The 15,982-nt window shown below is 30.1% G+C and carries 19 protein-coding genes; 11 read left to right on the forward strand and 8 right to left on the reverse strand.

From position 1 onward, the window contains the following. The first annotated feature begins 271 nt into the window (after positions 1-271). Together ACTTAV_RS03475 and ACTTAV_RS03480 are read left to right on the forward strand one after the other, a co-directional pair. Positions 272-703: an N-acetyltransferase family protein gene (locus ACTTAV_RS03475; protein WP_440670232.1), complete on the forward strand. Its 432-nt coding sequence runs from the start codon at positions 272-274 to the stop codon at positions 701-703. Beyond that, on the forward strand, positions 700-1,275 hold the full coding sequence (locus ACTTAV_RS03480; RefSeq protein WP_440670234.1) for a nucleotidyltransferase family protein: 576 nt from the start codon (positions 700-702) through the stop codon (positions 1,273-1,275). Before ACTTAV_RS03475 ends, ACTTAV_RS03480 begins: the two co-directional genes overlap by 4 nt. Here the strand turns inward: ACTTAV_RS03480 and ACTTAV_RS03485 are convergent. The 8 genes from ACTTAV_RS03485 to ACTTAV_RS03520 form a co-directional block, all read right to left on the reverse strand. Next, positions 1,258-1,839, reverse strand: coding sequence for a sulfite oxidase heme-binding subunit YedZ (locus ACTTAV_RS03485; protein WP_440670235.1), 582 nt, complete (start codon positions 1,837-1,839; stop codon positions 1,258-1,260). The genes ACTTAV_RS03480 and ACTTAV_RS03485 overlap by 18 nt on opposite strands. A 6-nt stretch (positions 1,840-1,845) precedes the next feature. Further along, on the reverse strand, positions 1,846-2,745 hold the full coding sequence (msrP, locus tag ACTTAV_RS03490; protein WP_440670236.1) for a protein-methionine-sulfoxide reductase catalytic subunit MsrP: 900 nt from the start codon (positions 2,743-2,745) through the stop codon (positions 1,846-1,848). After that, positions 2,732-3,184, reverse strand: a complete 453-nt coding sequence (locus ACTTAV_RS03495; RefSeq protein WP_440670237.1) for a molybdopterin synthase catalytic subunit — start codon at positions 3,182-3,184, stop codon at positions 2,732-2,734. The genes msrP and ACTTAV_RS03495 overlap by 14 nt, the downstream gene beginning before the upstream one ends. Then, positions 3,184-3,453: a MoaD/ThiS family protein gene (locus ACTTAV_RS03500; RefSeq protein ID WP_075519402.1), complete on the reverse strand. Its 270-nt coding sequence runs from the start codon at positions 3,451-3,453 to the stop codon at positions 3,184-3,186. The genes ACTTAV_RS03495 and ACTTAV_RS03500 overlap by 1 nt, the downstream gene beginning before the upstream one ends. Next, the gene (locus tag ACTTAV_RS03505) at positions 3,450-3,920 is read right to left on the reverse strand and encodes a thioesterase family protein (protein WP_440670238.1); all 471 of its coding nucleotides are present in this window, start codon (positions 3,918-3,920) and stop codon (positions 3,450-3,452) included. Before ACTTAV_RS03505 ends, ACTTAV_RS03500 begins: the two co-directional genes overlap by 4 nt. A 6-nt stretch (positions 3,921-3,926) precedes the next feature. Next, entirely contained in the window at positions 3,927-4,472 is a 546-nt protein-coding gene (moaC, locus tag ACTTAV_RS03510) for a cyclic pyranopterin monophosphate synthase MoaC (protein ID WP_440670239.1), read from the reverse strand. Then, positions 4,472-5,464 (reverse strand): GTP 3',8-cyclase MoaA, encoded by a 993-nt coding sequence (gene moaA, locus ACTTAV_RS03515; RefSeq protein WP_440670240.1) that lies wholly within the window; start codon positions 5,462-5,464, stop codon positions 4,472-4,474. The genes moaC and moaA overlap by 1 nt, the downstream gene beginning before the upstream one ends. A gap of 82 nt (positions 5,465-5,546) precedes the next feature. After that, positions 5,547-5,870 (reverse strand): GYD domain-containing protein, encoded by a 324-nt coding sequence (locus ACTTAV_RS03520; RefSeq protein WP_075519406.1) that lies wholly within the window; start codon positions 5,868-5,870, stop codon positions 5,547-5,549. A gap of 92 nt (positions 5,871-5,962) precedes the next feature. Between ACTTAV_RS03520 and ACTTAV_RS03525 the strand changes: the two genes are divergently transcribed. From ACTTAV_RS03525 to ACTTAV_RS03565, 9 genes are all read left to right on the forward strand, one after another. Then, positions 5,963-7,405, forward strand: coding sequence for an NAD-dependent succinate-semialdehyde dehydrogenase (locus ACTTAV_RS03525; RefSeq protein ID WP_440670241.1), 1,443 nt, complete (start codon positions 5,963-5,965; stop codon positions 7,403-7,405). Positions 7,406-7,437: 32 nt separating this feature from the next. Beyond that, positions 7,438-8,187: an SDR family NAD(P)-dependent oxidoreductase gene (locus ACTTAV_RS03530; protein WP_440670242.1), complete on the forward strand. Its 750-nt coding sequence runs from the start codon at positions 7,438-7,440 to the stop codon at positions 8,185-8,187. A gap of 2 nt (positions 8,188-8,189) precedes the next feature. Then, positions 8,190-9,092 carry an ROK family protein gene (locus tag ACTTAV_RS03535; protein WP_440670244.1) on the forward strand — a complete coding sequence of 301 codons (903 nt, stop codon included), beginning with the start codon at positions 8,190-8,192 and terminating at the stop codon, positions 9,090-9,092. A 177-nt stretch (positions 9,093-9,269) separates the two neighbouring features. Continuing rightward, complete coding sequence (locus tag ACTTAV_RS03540; RefSeq protein ID WP_440670245.1) at positions 9,270-10,523, forward strand: ABC transporter substrate-binding protein; 1,254 nt, start codon at positions 9,270-9,272, stop codon at positions 10,521-10,523. A gap of 65 nt (positions 10,524-10,588) precedes the next feature. Continuing rightward, positions 10,589-11,464 carry a carbohydrate ABC transporter permease gene (locus tag ACTTAV_RS03545; RefSeq protein ID WP_440670246.1) on the forward strand — a complete coding sequence of 292 codons (876 nt, stop codon included), beginning with the start codon at positions 10,589-10,591 and terminating at the stop codon, positions 11,462-11,464. After that, entirely contained in the window at positions 11,451-12,344 is an 894-nt protein-coding gene (locus tag ACTTAV_RS03550; RefSeq protein ID WP_440670247.1) for a carbohydrate ABC transporter permease, read from the forward strand. Before ACTTAV_RS03545 ends, ACTTAV_RS03550 begins: the two co-directional genes overlap by 14 nt. A 1-nt stretch (position 12,345) precedes the next feature. Continuing rightward, complete coding sequence (locus tag ACTTAV_RS03555) at positions 12,346-13,428, forward strand: ABC transporter ATP-binding protein (RefSeq protein ID WP_440670248.1); 1,083 nt, start codon at positions 12,346-12,348, stop codon at positions 13,426-13,428. Between the two features lies 1 nt (position 13,429). Further along, positions 13,430-14,191, forward strand: a complete 762-nt coding sequence (locus tag ACTTAV_RS03560; protein ID WP_440670250.1) for an SDR family NAD(P)-dependent oxidoreductase — start codon at positions 13,430-13,432, stop codon at positions 14,189-14,191. After that, positions 14,191-15,966, forward strand: coding sequence for an IlvD/Edd family dehydratase (locus ACTTAV_RS03565; protein WP_440670252.1), 1,776 nt, complete (start codon positions 14,191-14,193; stop codon positions 15,964-15,966). Before ACTTAV_RS03560 ends, ACTTAV_RS03565 begins: the two co-directional genes overlap by 1 nt. The last annotated feature ends 16 nt before the right edge of the window (positions 15,967-15,982 follow it).

Raw genomic sequence — 15,982 nt, forward strand, 5'->3', positions numbered from 1 at the left:
ACAAGCTACAAAGTTACCAATTAGAGAATTATCTTTTAACAACCAAATCTTTTATGTGTTGATTTATTTCACTTTTAACATTAAAAACTCTGTTGATACGAATGCCCTTGTAGCTCAGCTGGTAGAGCAATCTATAAAAAAGAAATAGAGATACTTCTTGGTATGCAATTATAGATAAAGATTGGAAAAAGATTAAAAAAGGGTATCAAAAATATTTAAATATTTCTAATATTGATAAAAATTTTAAACAAAAAAGAAAATTAAGATTTTAATGATTAGACCAATTAAAATAGAAGATAAAAAAGATTGGGAAAAACTTTATAGAGGTTATGCAGATTTTTATAAAGTTGAAATGAATGATGGAATATTAACAACAGTTTGGAATTGGTTATTTGATCAAAAACATGAAGTATGTGGTTTAGTTTATGAAGAAAATTCTAAAGTTATTGCTTTAGCCCACTATAGAAAAATGCCAAGTCCATTAAGAGGAAAATATATCGGTTTTTTAGATGACTTGTTTGTAGATCCAGAACATAGAGGAAAAAAAATAGGAAAGAAAATTTTAAGTGAGTTAAAAGATATATCTGAAAAGAATAAATGGGGTTTAATAAGATGGATTACAAGAAATGATAATTCAAGAGCTAAAAACTTATATGATAAAGTATCTGAAAAAACTACTTGGGATACTTACGAATTGAAATGATTAAAGCAATTTTACTTGCTGCTGGTCAATCTAAAAGATTAAAATCTGAAAATAAATTAATTAAATTATATAAAAAAAAACCCTTAATAAACCATCCATTAAATACATTACATAAAAGCAAAGTTAATAAAGTTATTATTGTCCTTGGTCATCAAAGTAGAGAAGTAAAAAAAATTATCAAAAAAAATAAAAAAAATATTTTTATTTATAATAAAAATTATAAAAAAGGTATGGCATCATCAATTAAAGTTGGTTTAAAAAAAGTATCTAGAAATGATAAAGGATTCATTATTGTTCAATCAGATATGCCATTCATTAAGACATCAGATATAAATAAGATTTATAACTCAATTAAATTAAAAAATTATTTAGTACATGTCTTAAAGTTTAAAAATAAGTTAGGTAATCCGATAGGTTTTGATATTTCACTTACAAAGAAATTTAAAAATATAAAAGGTAAATTTGGCGCAAAATTTATGGTTAAAAGACTTAAGAATAAAACAAAATTTATAAAAATTAATAGCGCTAAATCATTTAAAGATTTTGATAAAGTCTCAGATTTTAGTGTCTGATTTACTGAAATTAATTCTAAAAAGTAAAAGAATAATTAAAATTATTAAAAAAATAAGTGGTTTAAAGAATATAGTTTTAGATAACCAAATAAAATGCAACACTCCAAAAATTGAAATTACATAAATTAACTTATGAAGTTTTTTCCAATTTTGTTTTAAAAGTCTTACCATTTTATCTGATGAGGTGCTTGCTAAAGGTATTAATAAAAGCCAAGCAGAGAAACCAATGAAAATAAATTTCTTTTTTAAAACATCATTGATTAATGGTTCAAAATCAAATCTGTAATCAAGCCCGACGTAACTAAGCATATGAATTGATGCATAAAAAAAAGCAAACAGACCAAGCATTCTTCTAAATTTAATCCACTCTAATGATTTTGTGATTTTTTTAAGAGGAGTCATTGTTAAAGTTAAAAGAATAAATATCAAAGTCCATTCTCCAAAATGATTTATGATCCTATCAACTGGTTCAGGACCTAATTTATTAAAAAATATTTGATAAGTAATTATATAAACTGGCCAAAGGGATAATAAGAAAACAGCAGGCTTGAAATAGTTTTTCAAATTATTTTAGTAATTTTTTTTTAAATCCATACCGCTATAAAGGTGAGCCACTTCATCTCCATAACCATTGAACATTAAAGTTTCAATTCTCGGTGCTAAAATACTTTCTCCAATTACTCTCTCTGTTGCCTGAGACCATCTTGGATGATCGACTTCAGGGTTTACATTTGAGTAAAAACCATATTCTCTTGGTGAAGCATTTTTCCAAGCAGTATTAGGCATATTTTTTGTTAATCTAATTTTCACAATTGCTTTTGCACTTTTAAATCCATACTTCCATGGAATGAATATTCTTAACGGCGCTCCATTTTGATTTGGTAAAGGTTTTCCGTATAAACCAGTAACAACAGTGGTAAGAGGATGCATTGCTTCATCTAATCTTAAACCTTCAATGTAAGGCCAGTTTAAAACAGGATATCTTTGACCAACCATTTCCTCTGGATTGTATACTGTTTCAAATTCAACAAACTTTGCAGAGGGTTTAATTTCTACTTTATTAAGTAATTCACTTAATGAAAAACCTAACCATGGAATTACCATCGACCAACCCTCAACACATCTTAGTTTTAAAATCCTTTCTTCAGATTTAATTGCTAAAACTTCTTCAATAGGCAGTTCTAAAGATTTTTCAACTTCACCTTCAATTTTTACACTCCAAGGTCTTGTACTAAAATTTTTTGCTCTTCTATGGGGATCACCTTTTCCTGTTCCAAACTCATAGTAATTATTATATGTTGTTATGTCTTGATAACTTGTTGGTTCATTTAAATTACTGGCTTTAGCATTAATTAATGGAATAGAACTTAAAGAAAGTGTACCTAAACCATATCCCATCGATTTAATAAAAGATCTTCTTGTATGATAAATCTTTTCAGGTGTAATTTCAGAATATTTAAACTTTTTCATTAGCTATTGGATTTCCTTTTAACCATTCACTTTCTTCATTTTCATAATGCTCTTTTTTCCAAATCGGTGATCTTTTTTTTATTTCTTCAATTATATACCTTGAGAGAACATATGCTTGATCACGATGTTTGCAAGCAACTGCGATAATAATACTTATTTCACCTAATTTGAGATGACCTTTGGCATGTTCAATAAACACAGCTTTGTCTTTAATGTCTAATTTTTGATCTGCTTCATTATAAATTTCTTCAAAGCTTTTAATTACCATCTCATCATGACTGTCATAAGTAATTCCAGTGACCGTTTTATTATCATTGATATTTCTTACAGTGCCTAAAAAGTAAATTGATGCTCCAAACTTAGAGTTTTTAATAAATTTTTCAGCATTTGAAGTAAGTATCTTCTCTTTTTTAGAATCTACTATTTTTGTATGAAGCATTAACCTCCTCCGATAGGAGGTATAATACCAATCTTTTGATCTTTTGTGATTTTATAATTGTCGCTAATTATTTCATTATTTTCAGAACAAAAAGCTGAAGATTTTACAACTTTGATGAAGTTTTCATTACCTTTGAAATTTTTATCTATATATTTAATAATTTCATTTCTCAAATCATCTATTGAAGCTTTATCTTTTACATTTAATTCTAAATGATCTTTATTACTAAAATCTCTACTAGCTCCAAATAATTCTAATTTGATTTTCATTTTTTTAATTTAGATGAAAATTTTAAGTTCTCATCTTTAAATTGCGATTTATTTTTATTAATAAAGTCATCCATGATCTTTACTTTTTCTTCTTCAAATTCAGTAACTTTCCTATCATTAAGATCTACATATAAAGCTAAAATTTCAATCGTTGAGGCTAGATATTTTTTTTCTTTATGTATCATTTCCATTTTATAGTGAAGTCGTTTTTTATCATGATCAAAATAAACACAGTTAATATCAACTTCATCATTTAGTTGGAGCTCTTGATTGTAAGTTATATGAGACTCTACAATCATTGTGCTTTTTTTAGTTGTCTTTGCAGAGTGTTCACCCATTTTAAAGATATTATTCAGGGTATCAGCACCATACTTATCAAACATTAATAGATAATATGAAACATTCATATGATCATTGTAATCAATCCAATCTTTAATTACTTTTTGAGAGCTTAAATAAACAGACATTAAATATTAAAAAATATTTTTAAGAAATTCAGGTAATCCATCTGGATTAGTCCATAATCCACTTTTTCCACCTTCTTTAATTAATAGTTTAACATTATCTATTTTAAGATGAGGATTTACTATTTTACTTAAGTCATAAATAGTTATTAATGCAGCATTAACTCCCATGATAGCTTCCATCTCAACTCCTGTTTTAGCTACAGCTGATACAACACAAAAAACCTCTAATGAATTATCAACTTCATTCATAATTATTTTAGTAGCAGTATGATCGATTGGTAGTGGGTGACACAAAGGAATTAGTTCACTTGTTTTCTTTACACCTAATACAGCTGACACTTCAGCTAAAGTCACAGGATCTCCCTTAGGCATTTTTTTATTTTTAATTAAATCAAAAACTTCTTTTCCAACATAAATCTTTCCTGATGCTAACGCTCTCCTAAATGTTTCTTTTTTTGATGAAACATCAACCATATTAAAAGAATTTTTTTTAAATATTTCTTTGGCCCAATCCTTAAGTTCTTCTTGATTTATAATCTTTAATTTTGACATTAACCACCTGTTGTAGATAAATTTTTAGTTAAACCTGTTTCACCAAGTTCTAAATAATGAGACTCTTTTTTAAACTTCATTTGACCCATTATCAAATCTTGCAATTCTTCTGTTTGATCATCTTTTTGCAGTAAATGTCTGATACTTATTCCGGTATTTCCAAATAAACATAATCTTAAATCTCCTCTAGAAGTGATTCTTAAACGATTACAAGTTCTACAAAAATCTTTAGAGTAGGGAGCTATTATTCCAAATTTACCTTTAAATTCTGGATTGATATAATTTAGAGATGGTCCAGCATCTTTACCTAAAGTTTGATAAATCCAACTATTTTTATTTAAGTATTCTTTAAAGATTTTTGAAGATACATGATATTTTTTAAAATAATCCAAATTATCTCCGGTTTGCATTAATTCTATATATCTAAAATCAACTTTATTTTTTTTTATAAATTCTGCCCAAGACTCAAAATCTTTTTCTGACGCATTTATTCCATTTAAAAGTACTGCATTAATTTTTATGTTATCAAAGTTCAAATTTTGTAAATTTTGAATACCTCTAAGAATTTCTGGTAGTCGATCGTGACCCGTGACATTTTTAAATGTATTTCTATTGAGACTGTCGATGCTAATGTTAATACCGTTTAACCCACTATCTACCAACATCTTTGCTTTTTCATCTAAATGATAACCGTTTGTTGTAATAACAACTTTTTTAATCCCAGCTTCATTTTTTAATACTTTAATGATATCAAAAAAATCTTTTCTTACTGTTGGTTCACCACCGGTAAGTCTGATTTTGCATACACCTAGTTTTGAAAAAACTTTTGCAAGACGTCTTATTTCTTCTAAGTGAAGAAATTTTCTATTATCACTTTTGTCAACTTGATAGCCATTAGGTAAACAATAACCACATTTAAAGTTACAAACATCGGTGATTGATAGTCTTATATATGGAAACGTTCGACCAAAAGTGTCTTTAAGCATTTTCATTAGTCATTAAGGGTATCATAATAAATCCGCTTAAATCAATCTAAATAACTCCTAGCCTAATAAGCTAGGAGTTAAGTATAAATTATTTTCCAACAGGTCTGTAAGATGCAGCAGCTTTTGATGCAATTTCAGCAGCTTTATTAAAGTCTACTGACTCCATAATTGTCATATCTTTAATTGTACCAGTTGCTTCCATTAACATTTTCATCCCTGCAGCAGTTTCAAAATTAGAACCTTCAACAATAGCTATGAAATCATATGCTCCTCTAAGGGTCATCATTTCAATTAGTTTAGCACCTGCAGCTTCAGTTATTTTTTTTGCTGCTTCCTGTCTATTATCTGAAGGATTTTTTACAAAACCACCAAGACCTTGCTCAGTATATCTTCCTAGAACTACAAATTTCATAGGACCTCCTTTATTTAATTTGAAAGATTAAAACATATTTGATAAAAAATTTCTTAATTAAATTATTTACTCAACTTCAAGTTTAGCGAATTATGTACGAAAAGTTTGGACAATTTATTGATGACAATTGGTCACCCTCATCAAATGGTGAAACTTATGAAGTTATCAATCCCGCAACAGAAGAAGTTTTGGGCAAAGCTTCTAAAGCTTCTCCAGAAGATGTGGATAGAGCATTAAAGTCAGCTGAAAAAGGATTACAAGTTTGGAAGAAAACTGCTCCTTGGCAAAGATCTTATATCATTAGACGAATAGCAGACAAGATGAGAGAAAAACAAGACCTCTTAGCGAAATGGATGACACTTGAAGTTGGAAAACCATTAGCTGAAGCCAAAGGTGAGATTAATGGAGCTGCAGATATATTTGAGTGGAATGCTGAAGAAACAAAAAGGATTTATGGTCAAACAGTAGAAAGCAGGTTTGAAGATACAAGAGTTCATGTTTATTACCAACCGGTTGGTGTTGTAGCAGCATTAACTCCTTGGAATTTTCCAGCAGTATTATCAGCTAGAAAAATTTCAACTGCATTAGCTGCAGGCTGTTCTGTTATTATTAAACCAGATGTAATTACTCCAGGAGTAGTAATGCAAATGGTAGATATTTGTAGAGAGTGTGGTGTGCCTCCAGGTGTTGTTAATCTTTTATCAGGTGATCCACCAAGTATTGCACAACAGTTAATTGCTTCAGATATAATTAAAAAAGTATCAATTACCGGATCTTCAAGAGTTGGTAAATTAATTTTGAAACAAGCTGCAGATAAAGTTCAAAGAGTAACAATGGAGCTTTCTGGTCATTCACCATTTATTGTGTTTGATGATGCAGATATTAAAAAAGCTGCAGATATGGCTATAGCTGCAAAATTTAGAAATAATGGCCAAGTGTGCATATCTCCAAATAGATTTTACATTCATGAGAGTAAAAAAGATGAGTTTGTTAATTTATTTGTAGATAAGACAAAAAAATTAAAAATCGGCGATGGCATGGATCCAAGTACTCAATTAGGTCCATTAACCACTAAGAAAAGATTAAATGAAATTGAAGAGTTGGTTGAAAAGACGAAACAAGAGGGTGCTAAAGTTTTATTAGGCGGAAAAAGACCAGCTGGATTTAACAAAGGTTTTTTTTATGAACCTACTGTATTTGATGATGTAAAAGACAATTTTACAATAATGAAACAAGAACCTTTTGGACCATTGGTTCCAATGTTATCTTTCAAATCTTTTGACGAAGTAATTGAAAGAGCAAATAATCATGAGCTTGGTTTATCTAGTTATGTATGTACCAATTCAATGGAAAAAGCACATCTTGCATCTGAAAAATTAGAAACTGGAACTGTAGGAGTTAATACAGGAATGATTGCTATCGCAGAAGCACCATTTGGAGGAATAAAACAAAGTGGATATGGAAGAGAGGGTGGTTCTGAAGCTATTAAAGATTATCTAAATGTAAAATACACTCACATGGGTATTAAAGGATAAAGATTAGAATTTTAAAAAATATATAAACAATCATGATCAAGTTTAATTTAAATAATAGAGTTGCAATCATTACAGGCGGCGCTCAAGGCTTTGGTTTAGCTATAGCAGAGAGATTTATTAGTTCAGGAGCAAAAGTTATAATATGGGATATAGATGAGAATGAGTGTAAAAAAGCAATCTCAAAAATTAATTCTAAAGATTTTATTTTTCAGATAGTTGATGTAAGGCAGATAAAAGAAGTTGAGACAAAGTTAAAGGAAGTAGAAAAAAAATTCGGTAAGATTGATATATTTATTAACAACGCAGGTATAGCTGGCCCAATATCAACAGTTGAGAATTACCAAATTGATGAATGGAAAAAAGTGGTCGAAATGAATTTAAATTCCGTTTTTTATTGTTGTAAAGCTGTAGTGCCATATTTGATCAAAAATAGTTATGGAAGAATTGTAAATATTTCATCTATTGCTGGTAAAGAAGGAAATCCAAATGCTAGCGCTTATAGCTCAACAAAAGCGGGAGTAATTGCATTAACAAAATCTTTAGGTAAAGAGTTGGCACATGAAAATATTGCTATAAACTGTGTAACACCAGCAGCTGCAAAAACAAGAATTTTCGATCAAGTAACTCAGGAGCATATTGATTACATGTTATCCAAAATACCTAGAAATAAATTTGCTAAAGTAGAGGAATTAGCTTCATTAGTGACATGGCTTGCAAGTGAAGAAAATTCATTTGCAACAGGAGCTGTATATGATTTAAGTGGAGGGAGAGCAACTTATTAATTATGCAAATAGGAATAGACGTTGGCGCCACTAAAATTGAAAGTGTTGTACTTGAGGATAATGGTAATGAAAGTCATAGAGAAAGAATACCTTGTCCAAAAGAATACACTTCAATTGTGAGTGCTATAAAAGTTATTCATGATAAATTACAAAATGAATTTAAACGTGAGCTTCCAATTGGAGTTTGTCATCCTGGTGTTCATTCACCACAAACAGGTTTAGTTAAAAATGCACCAAATTGTTATTGGTTAGAAAAAAAACCTTTTCAATCTGATTTAAGAAAAGCTTTAGGAAAAGAAGTTTTCTGTGAAAATGATGCAAATTGTTTTGCCTTGTCCGAAGCTATAGATGGTGCTGGCAAACATTACAAAATTGTTTATGGAATAATTTTAGGATCAGGTGCTGGAGGAGGACTTGTTATTGATAAAAAAATTGTTACAGGACCGAATGGTGTAGCAGGTGAATGGGGACATAATCAAATTCCTTATTTTTTATCCAAAAAAGAAAATTTTGAAACCACATCTTTAAGGGAAGCAGAAATAGAAAGTTTTATATCTGGTCTTGGTTTGGCAAAAAGATTTAATAAACAATATAAAAAAAATTTAAAGACTAATGAAATTTTTGAATTAAATAGAAAACATGACCTAGATGCAGAAAGGTTTATAGATGAATTCAAAATTAATTTAGCTATGTCTCTCGCTACAATTATAAATATTTTAGATCCAGACGCTTTTGTTTTTGGTGGTGGTGTTTCTAATGAAATCGATTTTTTAAGCGAAATTGAGACAATTGTAAAAAAATATGTAATAGGAAAAGAATATGATGGTGTTTTTTTAAAACCAAAATATGGTGATGCCAGTGGAGTAAGAGGTGCTGCACGACTTGGAAGAACAACTATTTATTAATTACAACTTGAGTTAGAAATAAATTTTTAAAAAATATTTATTTATCCCATTATTCAAAAAAAATTTTCCAAAAAAAAAATTCAACTTTAAATTGAAGACAATAAAATAAATTTTAAAATATCATTAAAGATTATAACGTCTTTTTTTTTATTAATAAAAAAACTTAGAGGAGAAATAATGAGAAAAATAATAGTTGCTATTATAGCAATGGTTTTAGCTCCAACAATTTCTTATGCTGGATCTAAAGCTGAAGTTCTTCACTGGTGGACATCAGGTGGAGAGGCAAAAGCACTTCAAGTTTTAAAAGATGATTTTGCTGCAAAAGGTGGTGCGTGGTCTGACATGCCAGTTGCTGGTGGTGGTGGTGATGCTGCTATGCAAACATTAAAAGCTAGAATTGTAGCTGGTGATGCACCTGCTGCTGCTCAAATCAAAGGTCCAACTATTCAAGCTTATGACAGAGAAGGTGTTGTAGCTCCGTACAATATTGATGCTGTAGCAAAAGCTGAAGGATGGGATAAACTTTTAAGTAAACAAGTTGCTAGTCATATGAAATGTGACAATGGTAAAGCTTATTGTGCTGCACCTGTAAACATTCATAGAATTGATTGGTTCTGGGCAAACAAAAAAGTTTTAGACTCAAATGGAATTAAAATGCCAACTTCTTGGGATGAGTTCAATGCTGCAGCTGACAAGCTACAAGCAAAAGGAATTATACCTTTAGCACATGGTTCTCAACCTTGGCAAGATGCAACAGTATTCGAAGCTGTGGCTCTTGGTATCGGTGGAAATAAGTTTTACAAAAAAGCTTTCGTTGATGCTGATGCAAAAACTTTAGGAAGTAAAACTATGGTGAAAATTTTTGACCAAATGAGAAAACTAAAAGGTTACACTGATCCAGGATCTCCAGGTAGAGACTGGAACGTTGCAACGGGTATGGTAATGGAAGGTAAAGCTGCTTTCCAACTAATGGGTGACTGGGCAAAAGGTGAGTTTGCTGCAGCTGGATTAACACCAGATGTAGACTACTATTGTGCTGCAACTCCATCAGATAATGGATACTTGTACAATGTTGACTCTTTTATTTTCTTTAAGATTAAAGGAGATGAAAAGGTTGAAGGGCAAAAATTACTTGCAAGTTTAATGATGGGTAAAAACTTTCAAAAAGTTTTTAACATTTACAAAGGTTCAATTCCTGCAAGACTTGATGTACCGATGGATGATTTTGACAAATGTGCAAAAAAATCTAATGCAGATTTAAATACTGCAGCTAAAAAAGGTGGATTACTTCCAAGTTTTGCTCACGGTATGACTTTAGAATTAGGTGTTAAAGGAGCAATACAAGATGTTGTTACTGAACATTTTAATTCAAATATGTCTTCAGAAGATGCTGTTAAGAAATTATCAGCTGCTGTTAAGGCTGCAAGTTAATCGATAATTAAAAATTAAAATTACGCGCTATTAAAACTAGCGCGTAATTCATTTTTTAGAATTCTATGTTTTGGTTAAAAAGAAATTTACCTAGATTAGTTATAGCACCATCATTTGGTGTATTAGCTTGGTTTGTCTATGGATTTATATTATGGACAATTTATATTTCTTTTACTAAATCAAAACTATTACCTGTTTATGATATTTGGGGTTTGGACCAATATTTTAGATTATGGTCAATGCCAAGATGGCATGTAGCTGTAGAAAATTTATTTATATTTACTACTTTATTTATTGTATTTTGTATATTTATTGGAATTTTACTTGCGATCTTACTTGATCAAAAAATAAGAGCCGAAGGTTTTTTAAGAACTATTTATTTATATCCAATGGCATTATCTTTTATTGTAACTGGTACTGCTTGGAGATGGATGTTAAATCCATCATTAGGTATTGAAAAATTTGCACAAGATTTAGGTTTCGTTAACTTTACTTTTGATTGGCTAGTAACTCCTGGAATGTCAATTTACACAATAGTGATAGCAGGTGTTTGGCAATCATCAGGATTTATAATGGCAATATTCTTGGCTGGTTTAAGATCCGTTGATGATGAAATTATAAAAGCTGCTAAAATTGATGGAGCAAGCCTAGTTTCAGTCTACACAAAAATAATTTTACCAATGATGAGACCAGTATTTATGAGTGCAATCGTAATATTGGTTCATTTGGCAATTAAGAGTTACGACTTAGTCATAGCTTTAACTGCTGGTGGCCCTGGAATTTCATCAGATATGCCAGCTGTTTTTATGACTCAAATGGCATTTCATAGAAGTGAAATAGGATTGGCATCTGCGAGTGCAATTATGATGTTTTTAACTGTTTCAGCTATTGTGGTTCCTTATTTATATTCAGAATTAAAGAGAGAAGATGACAGAAAATAATTATTATCAACTCGAAAAATCATCAAAAAATAAAAAAATTATTTATAGGTGGATTTTATTTATAATATTGGGTCTCTTCGCAATTTATTACATAGCTCCTCTTTATGTAATGATTGTTACTTCATTTAAGACAATGGAAGAAATTAGACAAGGCAATTTATTTTCACTACCAAGCGCATTAAATTTTGAAGCCTGGGATGTTGCATGGAATGGTCAAGGATTTTCTGCTGGAGATGTTTTTCTAAAAACTTATTTTTGGAATTCTGTAAAATTAGTTGTACCAGCAGTAATAATATCCACAATTTTAGGAGCTATAAATGGTTATGCATTAACTAAATGGAGATTTAAAGGAGATAGTTATATTTTCTTGCTTTTCTTATTTGGAACTTTTATTCCTTATCAAGCAATACTTCTACCAATGTCTAGAACACTTGGAAGTATGGGTATATCAAATTCGATATATGGTTTAATTTTAGTTCACGTTGTTTATGGCTTATGTTTTACAACATTGTTTTGCAGAAATTATTATATTTCGATTTCAAATGAAATTGTTAAAGCGGCAAGAATAGATGGGGCAGGTTTCTTTAAGATATTCTTTAGGATTATTTTACCAATATCGGCACCGATATTAGTAGTAACTGTTATCTGGCAATTTACTATGATATGGAATGATTTTTTATTTGGAGCAACCTTTACCTTTGGTAACGAAGCTCCTATTCAAGTAGCTCTAAACAACATGGTATTAACCAGTTCAAGTGTAAAAAGATATAATGTAGATATGGCAGCTGCTATTATAGCTGGTTTTCCAACTTTAATTGTTTATGTTTTGGCTGGAAAATATTTCATTAGAGGATTAACAGCAGGATCAGTGAAAGGATAAAATGGCAAATCTAAAAATTAATGACATTAATAAAAATTTTGGAAATACTGAGGTACTTAAAGGTATAAACCTAGATATTAACGACGGAGATTTTTTAGTTTTATTGGGTCCATCTGGATGTGGAAAGTCTACTTTGTTGAATACAATTGCTGGATTGGAAACTTCTAATAGTGGTGAAATTTTAATTGATAATCATGTTGTTAATAACATGGAACCAAGTGATAGAGATATCGCATTAGTATTTCAATCATATGCACTATATCCAGCTATGACAGTAAGGAAAAATGTAACATTTGGTTTAGAGCAAAGAAAAACCCCAAAAGAAAAAATATCTGAAGCTTTAAATGAAGTCTCTAATTTGCTTCAAATAAATGAATTATTGGATAGAAAACCATCTCAATTGTCAGGAGGACAAAGACAAAGAGTTGCTATGGGAAGAGCTTTAGTACGTCATCCTAAAGTTTTTCTATTTGATGAGCCTTTATCAAACTTAGATGCAAAATTGAGAGTAGAAATGAGAAGAGAGATTAAAAAACTTCACAAAAGATTAAAAACTACAATTGTTTACGTCACACATGATCAAACAGAAGCTATGAGTTTAGGAACAAATATTGCAATTATGGATCAAGGTAAAATCCAACAGTGTGATACTCCAAAAAATATTTATAACAAACCTCAAAACATGTTCGTTGCCGACTTTATAGGTTCACCATCTATGAATTTATTAGAGGGAAGTTTGAATAATAAGATCTTTAAACCAAATGGATCAGATAATGTTCAAATTCCATTAAAAAAATATGACTTTATTAATAAGGATATAGATAATGGATCTATATTTCTTGGTATAAGACCAGAACATGTTTATTTTGAAAAAGTAAATGAGGATTGCTTTGGCATAAAATTAAAATCTGAAATTATTGAATATACAGGTCATGAACAAATAATTACATTTAATTTTTCAGGTCAACAATTTTTAGGAAAATTTCCATCAACAATTGATATACAAATGGATAAAGAACTTGATTTATATATTAATTTAAAACAAATATCTTTATTCGATAAAAATACTCAAAATAGAATTTAATATGAATGCAGTTTATCCTGATTTAAAAAATAAAATAGTATTAATAACTGGAGGTGGCTCTGGTATTGGCTCATCGATAGTTGAGCATTTTTGTGAACAAGGTTCTGTAGTTAATTTTATTGATATAAACGAAGATGCTTCTAAAAAATTAATTGAAGAATGTAAAAAAAAAAAAATTTCAGTTCCAAATTATATTAAATGTGATTTATTAAATATAAAAGAATTACAAGACAGTATTAAAAAAATTATCAATGAAAAAGGAAAAATAGATATTTTAATAAATAATGCAGCTAATGATGAGAGACATAAAATAGAGGATGTCACTGAAGAATACTGGAATGATCGGATTAACGTAAATTTGAGACACTATTTCTTTTCTGTCCAATCAGTTAGAGAAACAATGATAAAGAATAAAAGTGGAGTAATAGTTAATGTGGGCTCTATATCGTGGATGATTGGTCAAGGTGGTATGGCAATTTACACAGCTGCAAAGTCTGGAGTAGTTGGTTTAACAAGATCTTTCGCTAGAGATCTTGGTGAGTTTAATATTAGAGTAAATTCAGTTGTTCCAGGTTGGACTATTACTGAGAGACAAATTGAAAAATGGCTAACACCTGAAGCCGAAGCTGATATGATGAAAAAACAATGTTTAAAAAGAAGATTAATGCCATCTGAGATAGCTAAAGCAATTTTGTTTTTTTCTTCAGATCAATCCTCAGGTTGCACTAATCAATCTTATATTGTCGATAATGGTTGGTATTAATGAAAAAAAAAAAATTACGAAGTAGTGATTGGTTTGATAATCCAAAAGATCCTGGTCTAACTGCCTTATATTTAGAAAAGTATTTAAATTATGGATTAACAAGAAAAGATTTACAATCAGGAAAACCAATTATAGGTATTGCACAATCTGGAAGTGACTTATCCCCATGCAATAGACATTTTTTAAAATTAAGTGAATATATAAAAAAAGGAATTCGTAAAGCTGGCGGTGTTCCTATGGAATTTCCTACTCACCCAATTCAAGAGACTGGCAAAAGACCTACAGCAGCATTAGATAGAAATTTATCTTACTTATCACTTGTAGAAGTTTTATACGGATATCCTCTAGATGGAGTGATATTAACAACTGGATGTGATAAGACTACTCCAGCTGCTTTAATGGCAGCAGCAACTGTAAATATTCCTTCAATCATTTTATCTGGAGGACCAGCTTTAGATGGAAATTACAAAGGAAAAAAAGTTGGATCAGGTACTATAATTTGGGAGGGTAGAAGGTTATACGCAAAAGGAGAAATAACTTATAACGAATTTATGGATATGATTACTGCAGCTTCACCAAGCGCAGGACATTGTAATACAATGGGAACAGCTTCAACTATGAATTCAATTGCTGAGGCATTGGGAATGTCATTGCCTGGATCAGCGATAATTCCAGCACCTTATACAGAAAGAAAAATTATTTCTTATAAAACTGGAAAAAGAATCGTTGGAATGGTAAAGGAAAATCTTACACCCTCAAAAGTAATGACAAAAAAAGCTTTTGAGAATGCTGTAGTTGTTGCTAGTGCAATAGGTGGTTCAAGCAATGCTACTACTCACTTAATTGCAGTAGCAAAACAGATGGGGATAAAATTTGATTTATCTAACTGGCAAAAACTAGGTCATAAAATTCCTTTATTAGTAAATTGCCAACCTGCAGGTGAACATTTAATGGAAGGGTTCTATAGAGCAGGCGGGGTGCCGGCTGTTATGAAAGAATTGATTAAGAACAAGAAATTAAACACTAATGTAATGACTGTAACAGGAAAAAAATTAAGTGAAAACCTCAAGAGTAAAATAAAAGTAAACACTGATGTCATTAAGAACTTTGAAAATAATCTTACAGAACATGCGGGTTTTTTAGTATTGAGGGGAAATTTTTTTAGTTCAGCAATTATGAAAACTTCAGTAATAAGTGATGAATTTAAGAAAAGATATTTATCTAATCCAAAAAATCTTAATTCATTCATATGTAATGCTGTAGTCTTTGAAGGTCCTGAGGATTATCATAAAAGAATTAACAGTAAAAAATTAAAGATTGATGAAAATTCAATTTTAATAATTAGAGGATGTGGTCCAATAGGTTACCCTGGATCTGCAGAGGTCGTAAATATGCAACCACCTGATAGACTTTTAAAGAAAGGTATTAATGCTCTTCCCACTTTAGGTGATGGGAGACAAAGTGGAACTTCTGAAAGCCCATCAATTCTTCATGTCTCTCCAGAATCTGCTGCAGGTGGAGATTTAGGAATTATTAAGACTGGAGATAAAATAAAAATAGATCTTAATAAAAGAAAAGTTGATGTTTTAATATCTAATACAGAATTTAAAAAAAGAAGAGCCAAAAGAAAAATCAAACCATTAAAAAACCAAACACCTTGGCAAGAGATATCAAGGTTAATTGTTGGTCAACTTGAAGATGGTGCTTGTATCAAAACTAGATCGATCTATACAAATATAATTGAAAAAAAAGGGTCACTAAGGCATTCACATTAAATATGAAAAAACATTT

It is taken from the genome of Candidatus Pelagibacter sp. HIMB1483, from assembly GCF_052048135.1.
Taxonomy (GTDB): Bacteria; Pseudomonadota; Alphaproteobacteria; order Pelagibacterales; family Pelagibacteraceae; genus Pelagibacter.

Coding starts and splice junctions, on each gene's coding strand:
- ACTTAV_RS03475 (WP_440670232.1), top strand. CDS start 272: ATGATTAGACCAATTAAAATAGAAGATAAAAAAGATTGGGAAAAACTT.
- ACTTAV_RS03480 (WP_440670234.1), top strand. CDS start 700: ATGATTAAAGCAATTTTACTTGCTGCTGGTCAATCTAAAAGATTAAAA.
- msrP (WP_440670236.1), bottom strand. CDS start 2,745: ATGAAAAAGTTTAAATATTCTGAAATTACACCTGAAAAGATTTATCAT.
- ACTTAV_RS03495 (WP_440670237.1), bottom strand. CDS start 3,184: ATGCTTCATACAAAAATAGTAGATTCTAAAAAAGAGAAGATACTTACT.
- ACTTAV_RS03500 (WP_075519402.1), bottom strand. CDS start 3,453: ATGAAAATCAAATTAGAATTATTTGGAGCTAGTAGAGATTTTAGTAAT.
- ACTTAV_RS03505 (WP_440670238.1), bottom strand. CDS start 3,920: ATGTCTGTTTATTTAAGCTCTCAAAAAGTAATTAAAGATTGGATTGAT.
- moaC (WP_440670239.1), bottom strand. CDS start 4,472: ATGTCAAAATTAAAGATTATAAATCAAGAAGAACTTAAGGATTGGGCC.
- moaA (WP_440670240.1), bottom strand. CDS start 5,464: ATGAAAATGCTTAAAGACACTTTTGGTCGAACGTTTCCATATATAAGA.
- ACTTAV_RS03520 (WP_075519406.1), bottom strand. CDS start 5,870: ATGAAATTTGTAGTTCTAGGAAGATATACTGAGCAAGGTCTTGGTGGT.
- ACTTAV_RS03525 (WP_440670241.1), top strand. CDS start 5,963: ATGTACGAAAAGTTTGGACAATTTATTGATGACAATTGGTCACCCTCA.
- ACTTAV_RS03530 (WP_440670242.1), top strand. CDS start 7,438: ATGATCAAGTTTAATTTAAATAATAGAGTTGCAATCATTACAGGCGGC.
- ACTTAV_RS03535 (WP_440670244.1), top strand. CDS start 8,190: ATGCAAATAGGAATAGACGTTGGCGCCACTAAAATTGAAAGTGTTGTA.
- ACTTAV_RS03540 (WP_440670245.1), top strand. CDS start 9,270: ATGAGAAAAATAATAGTTGCTATTATAGCAATGGTTTTAGCTCCAACA.
- ACTTAV_RS03545 (WP_440670246.1), top strand. CDS start 10,589: ATGTTTTGGTTAAAAAGAAATTTACCTAGATTAGTTATAGCACCATCA.
- ACTTAV_RS03550 (WP_440670247.1), top strand. CDS start 11,451: ATGACAGAAAATAATTATTATCAACTCGAAAAATCATCAAAAAATAAA.
- ACTTAV_RS03555 (WP_440670248.1), top strand. CDS start 12,346: ATGGCAAATCTAAAAATTAATGACATTAATAAAAATTTTGGAAATACT.
- ACTTAV_RS03560 (WP_440670250.1), top strand. CDS start 13,430: ATGAATGCAGTTTATCCTGATTTAAAAAATAAAATAGTATTAATAACT.
- ACTTAV_RS03565 (WP_440670252.1), top strand. CDS start 14,191: ATGAAAAAAAAAAAATTACGAAGTAGTGATTGGTTTGATAATCCAAAA.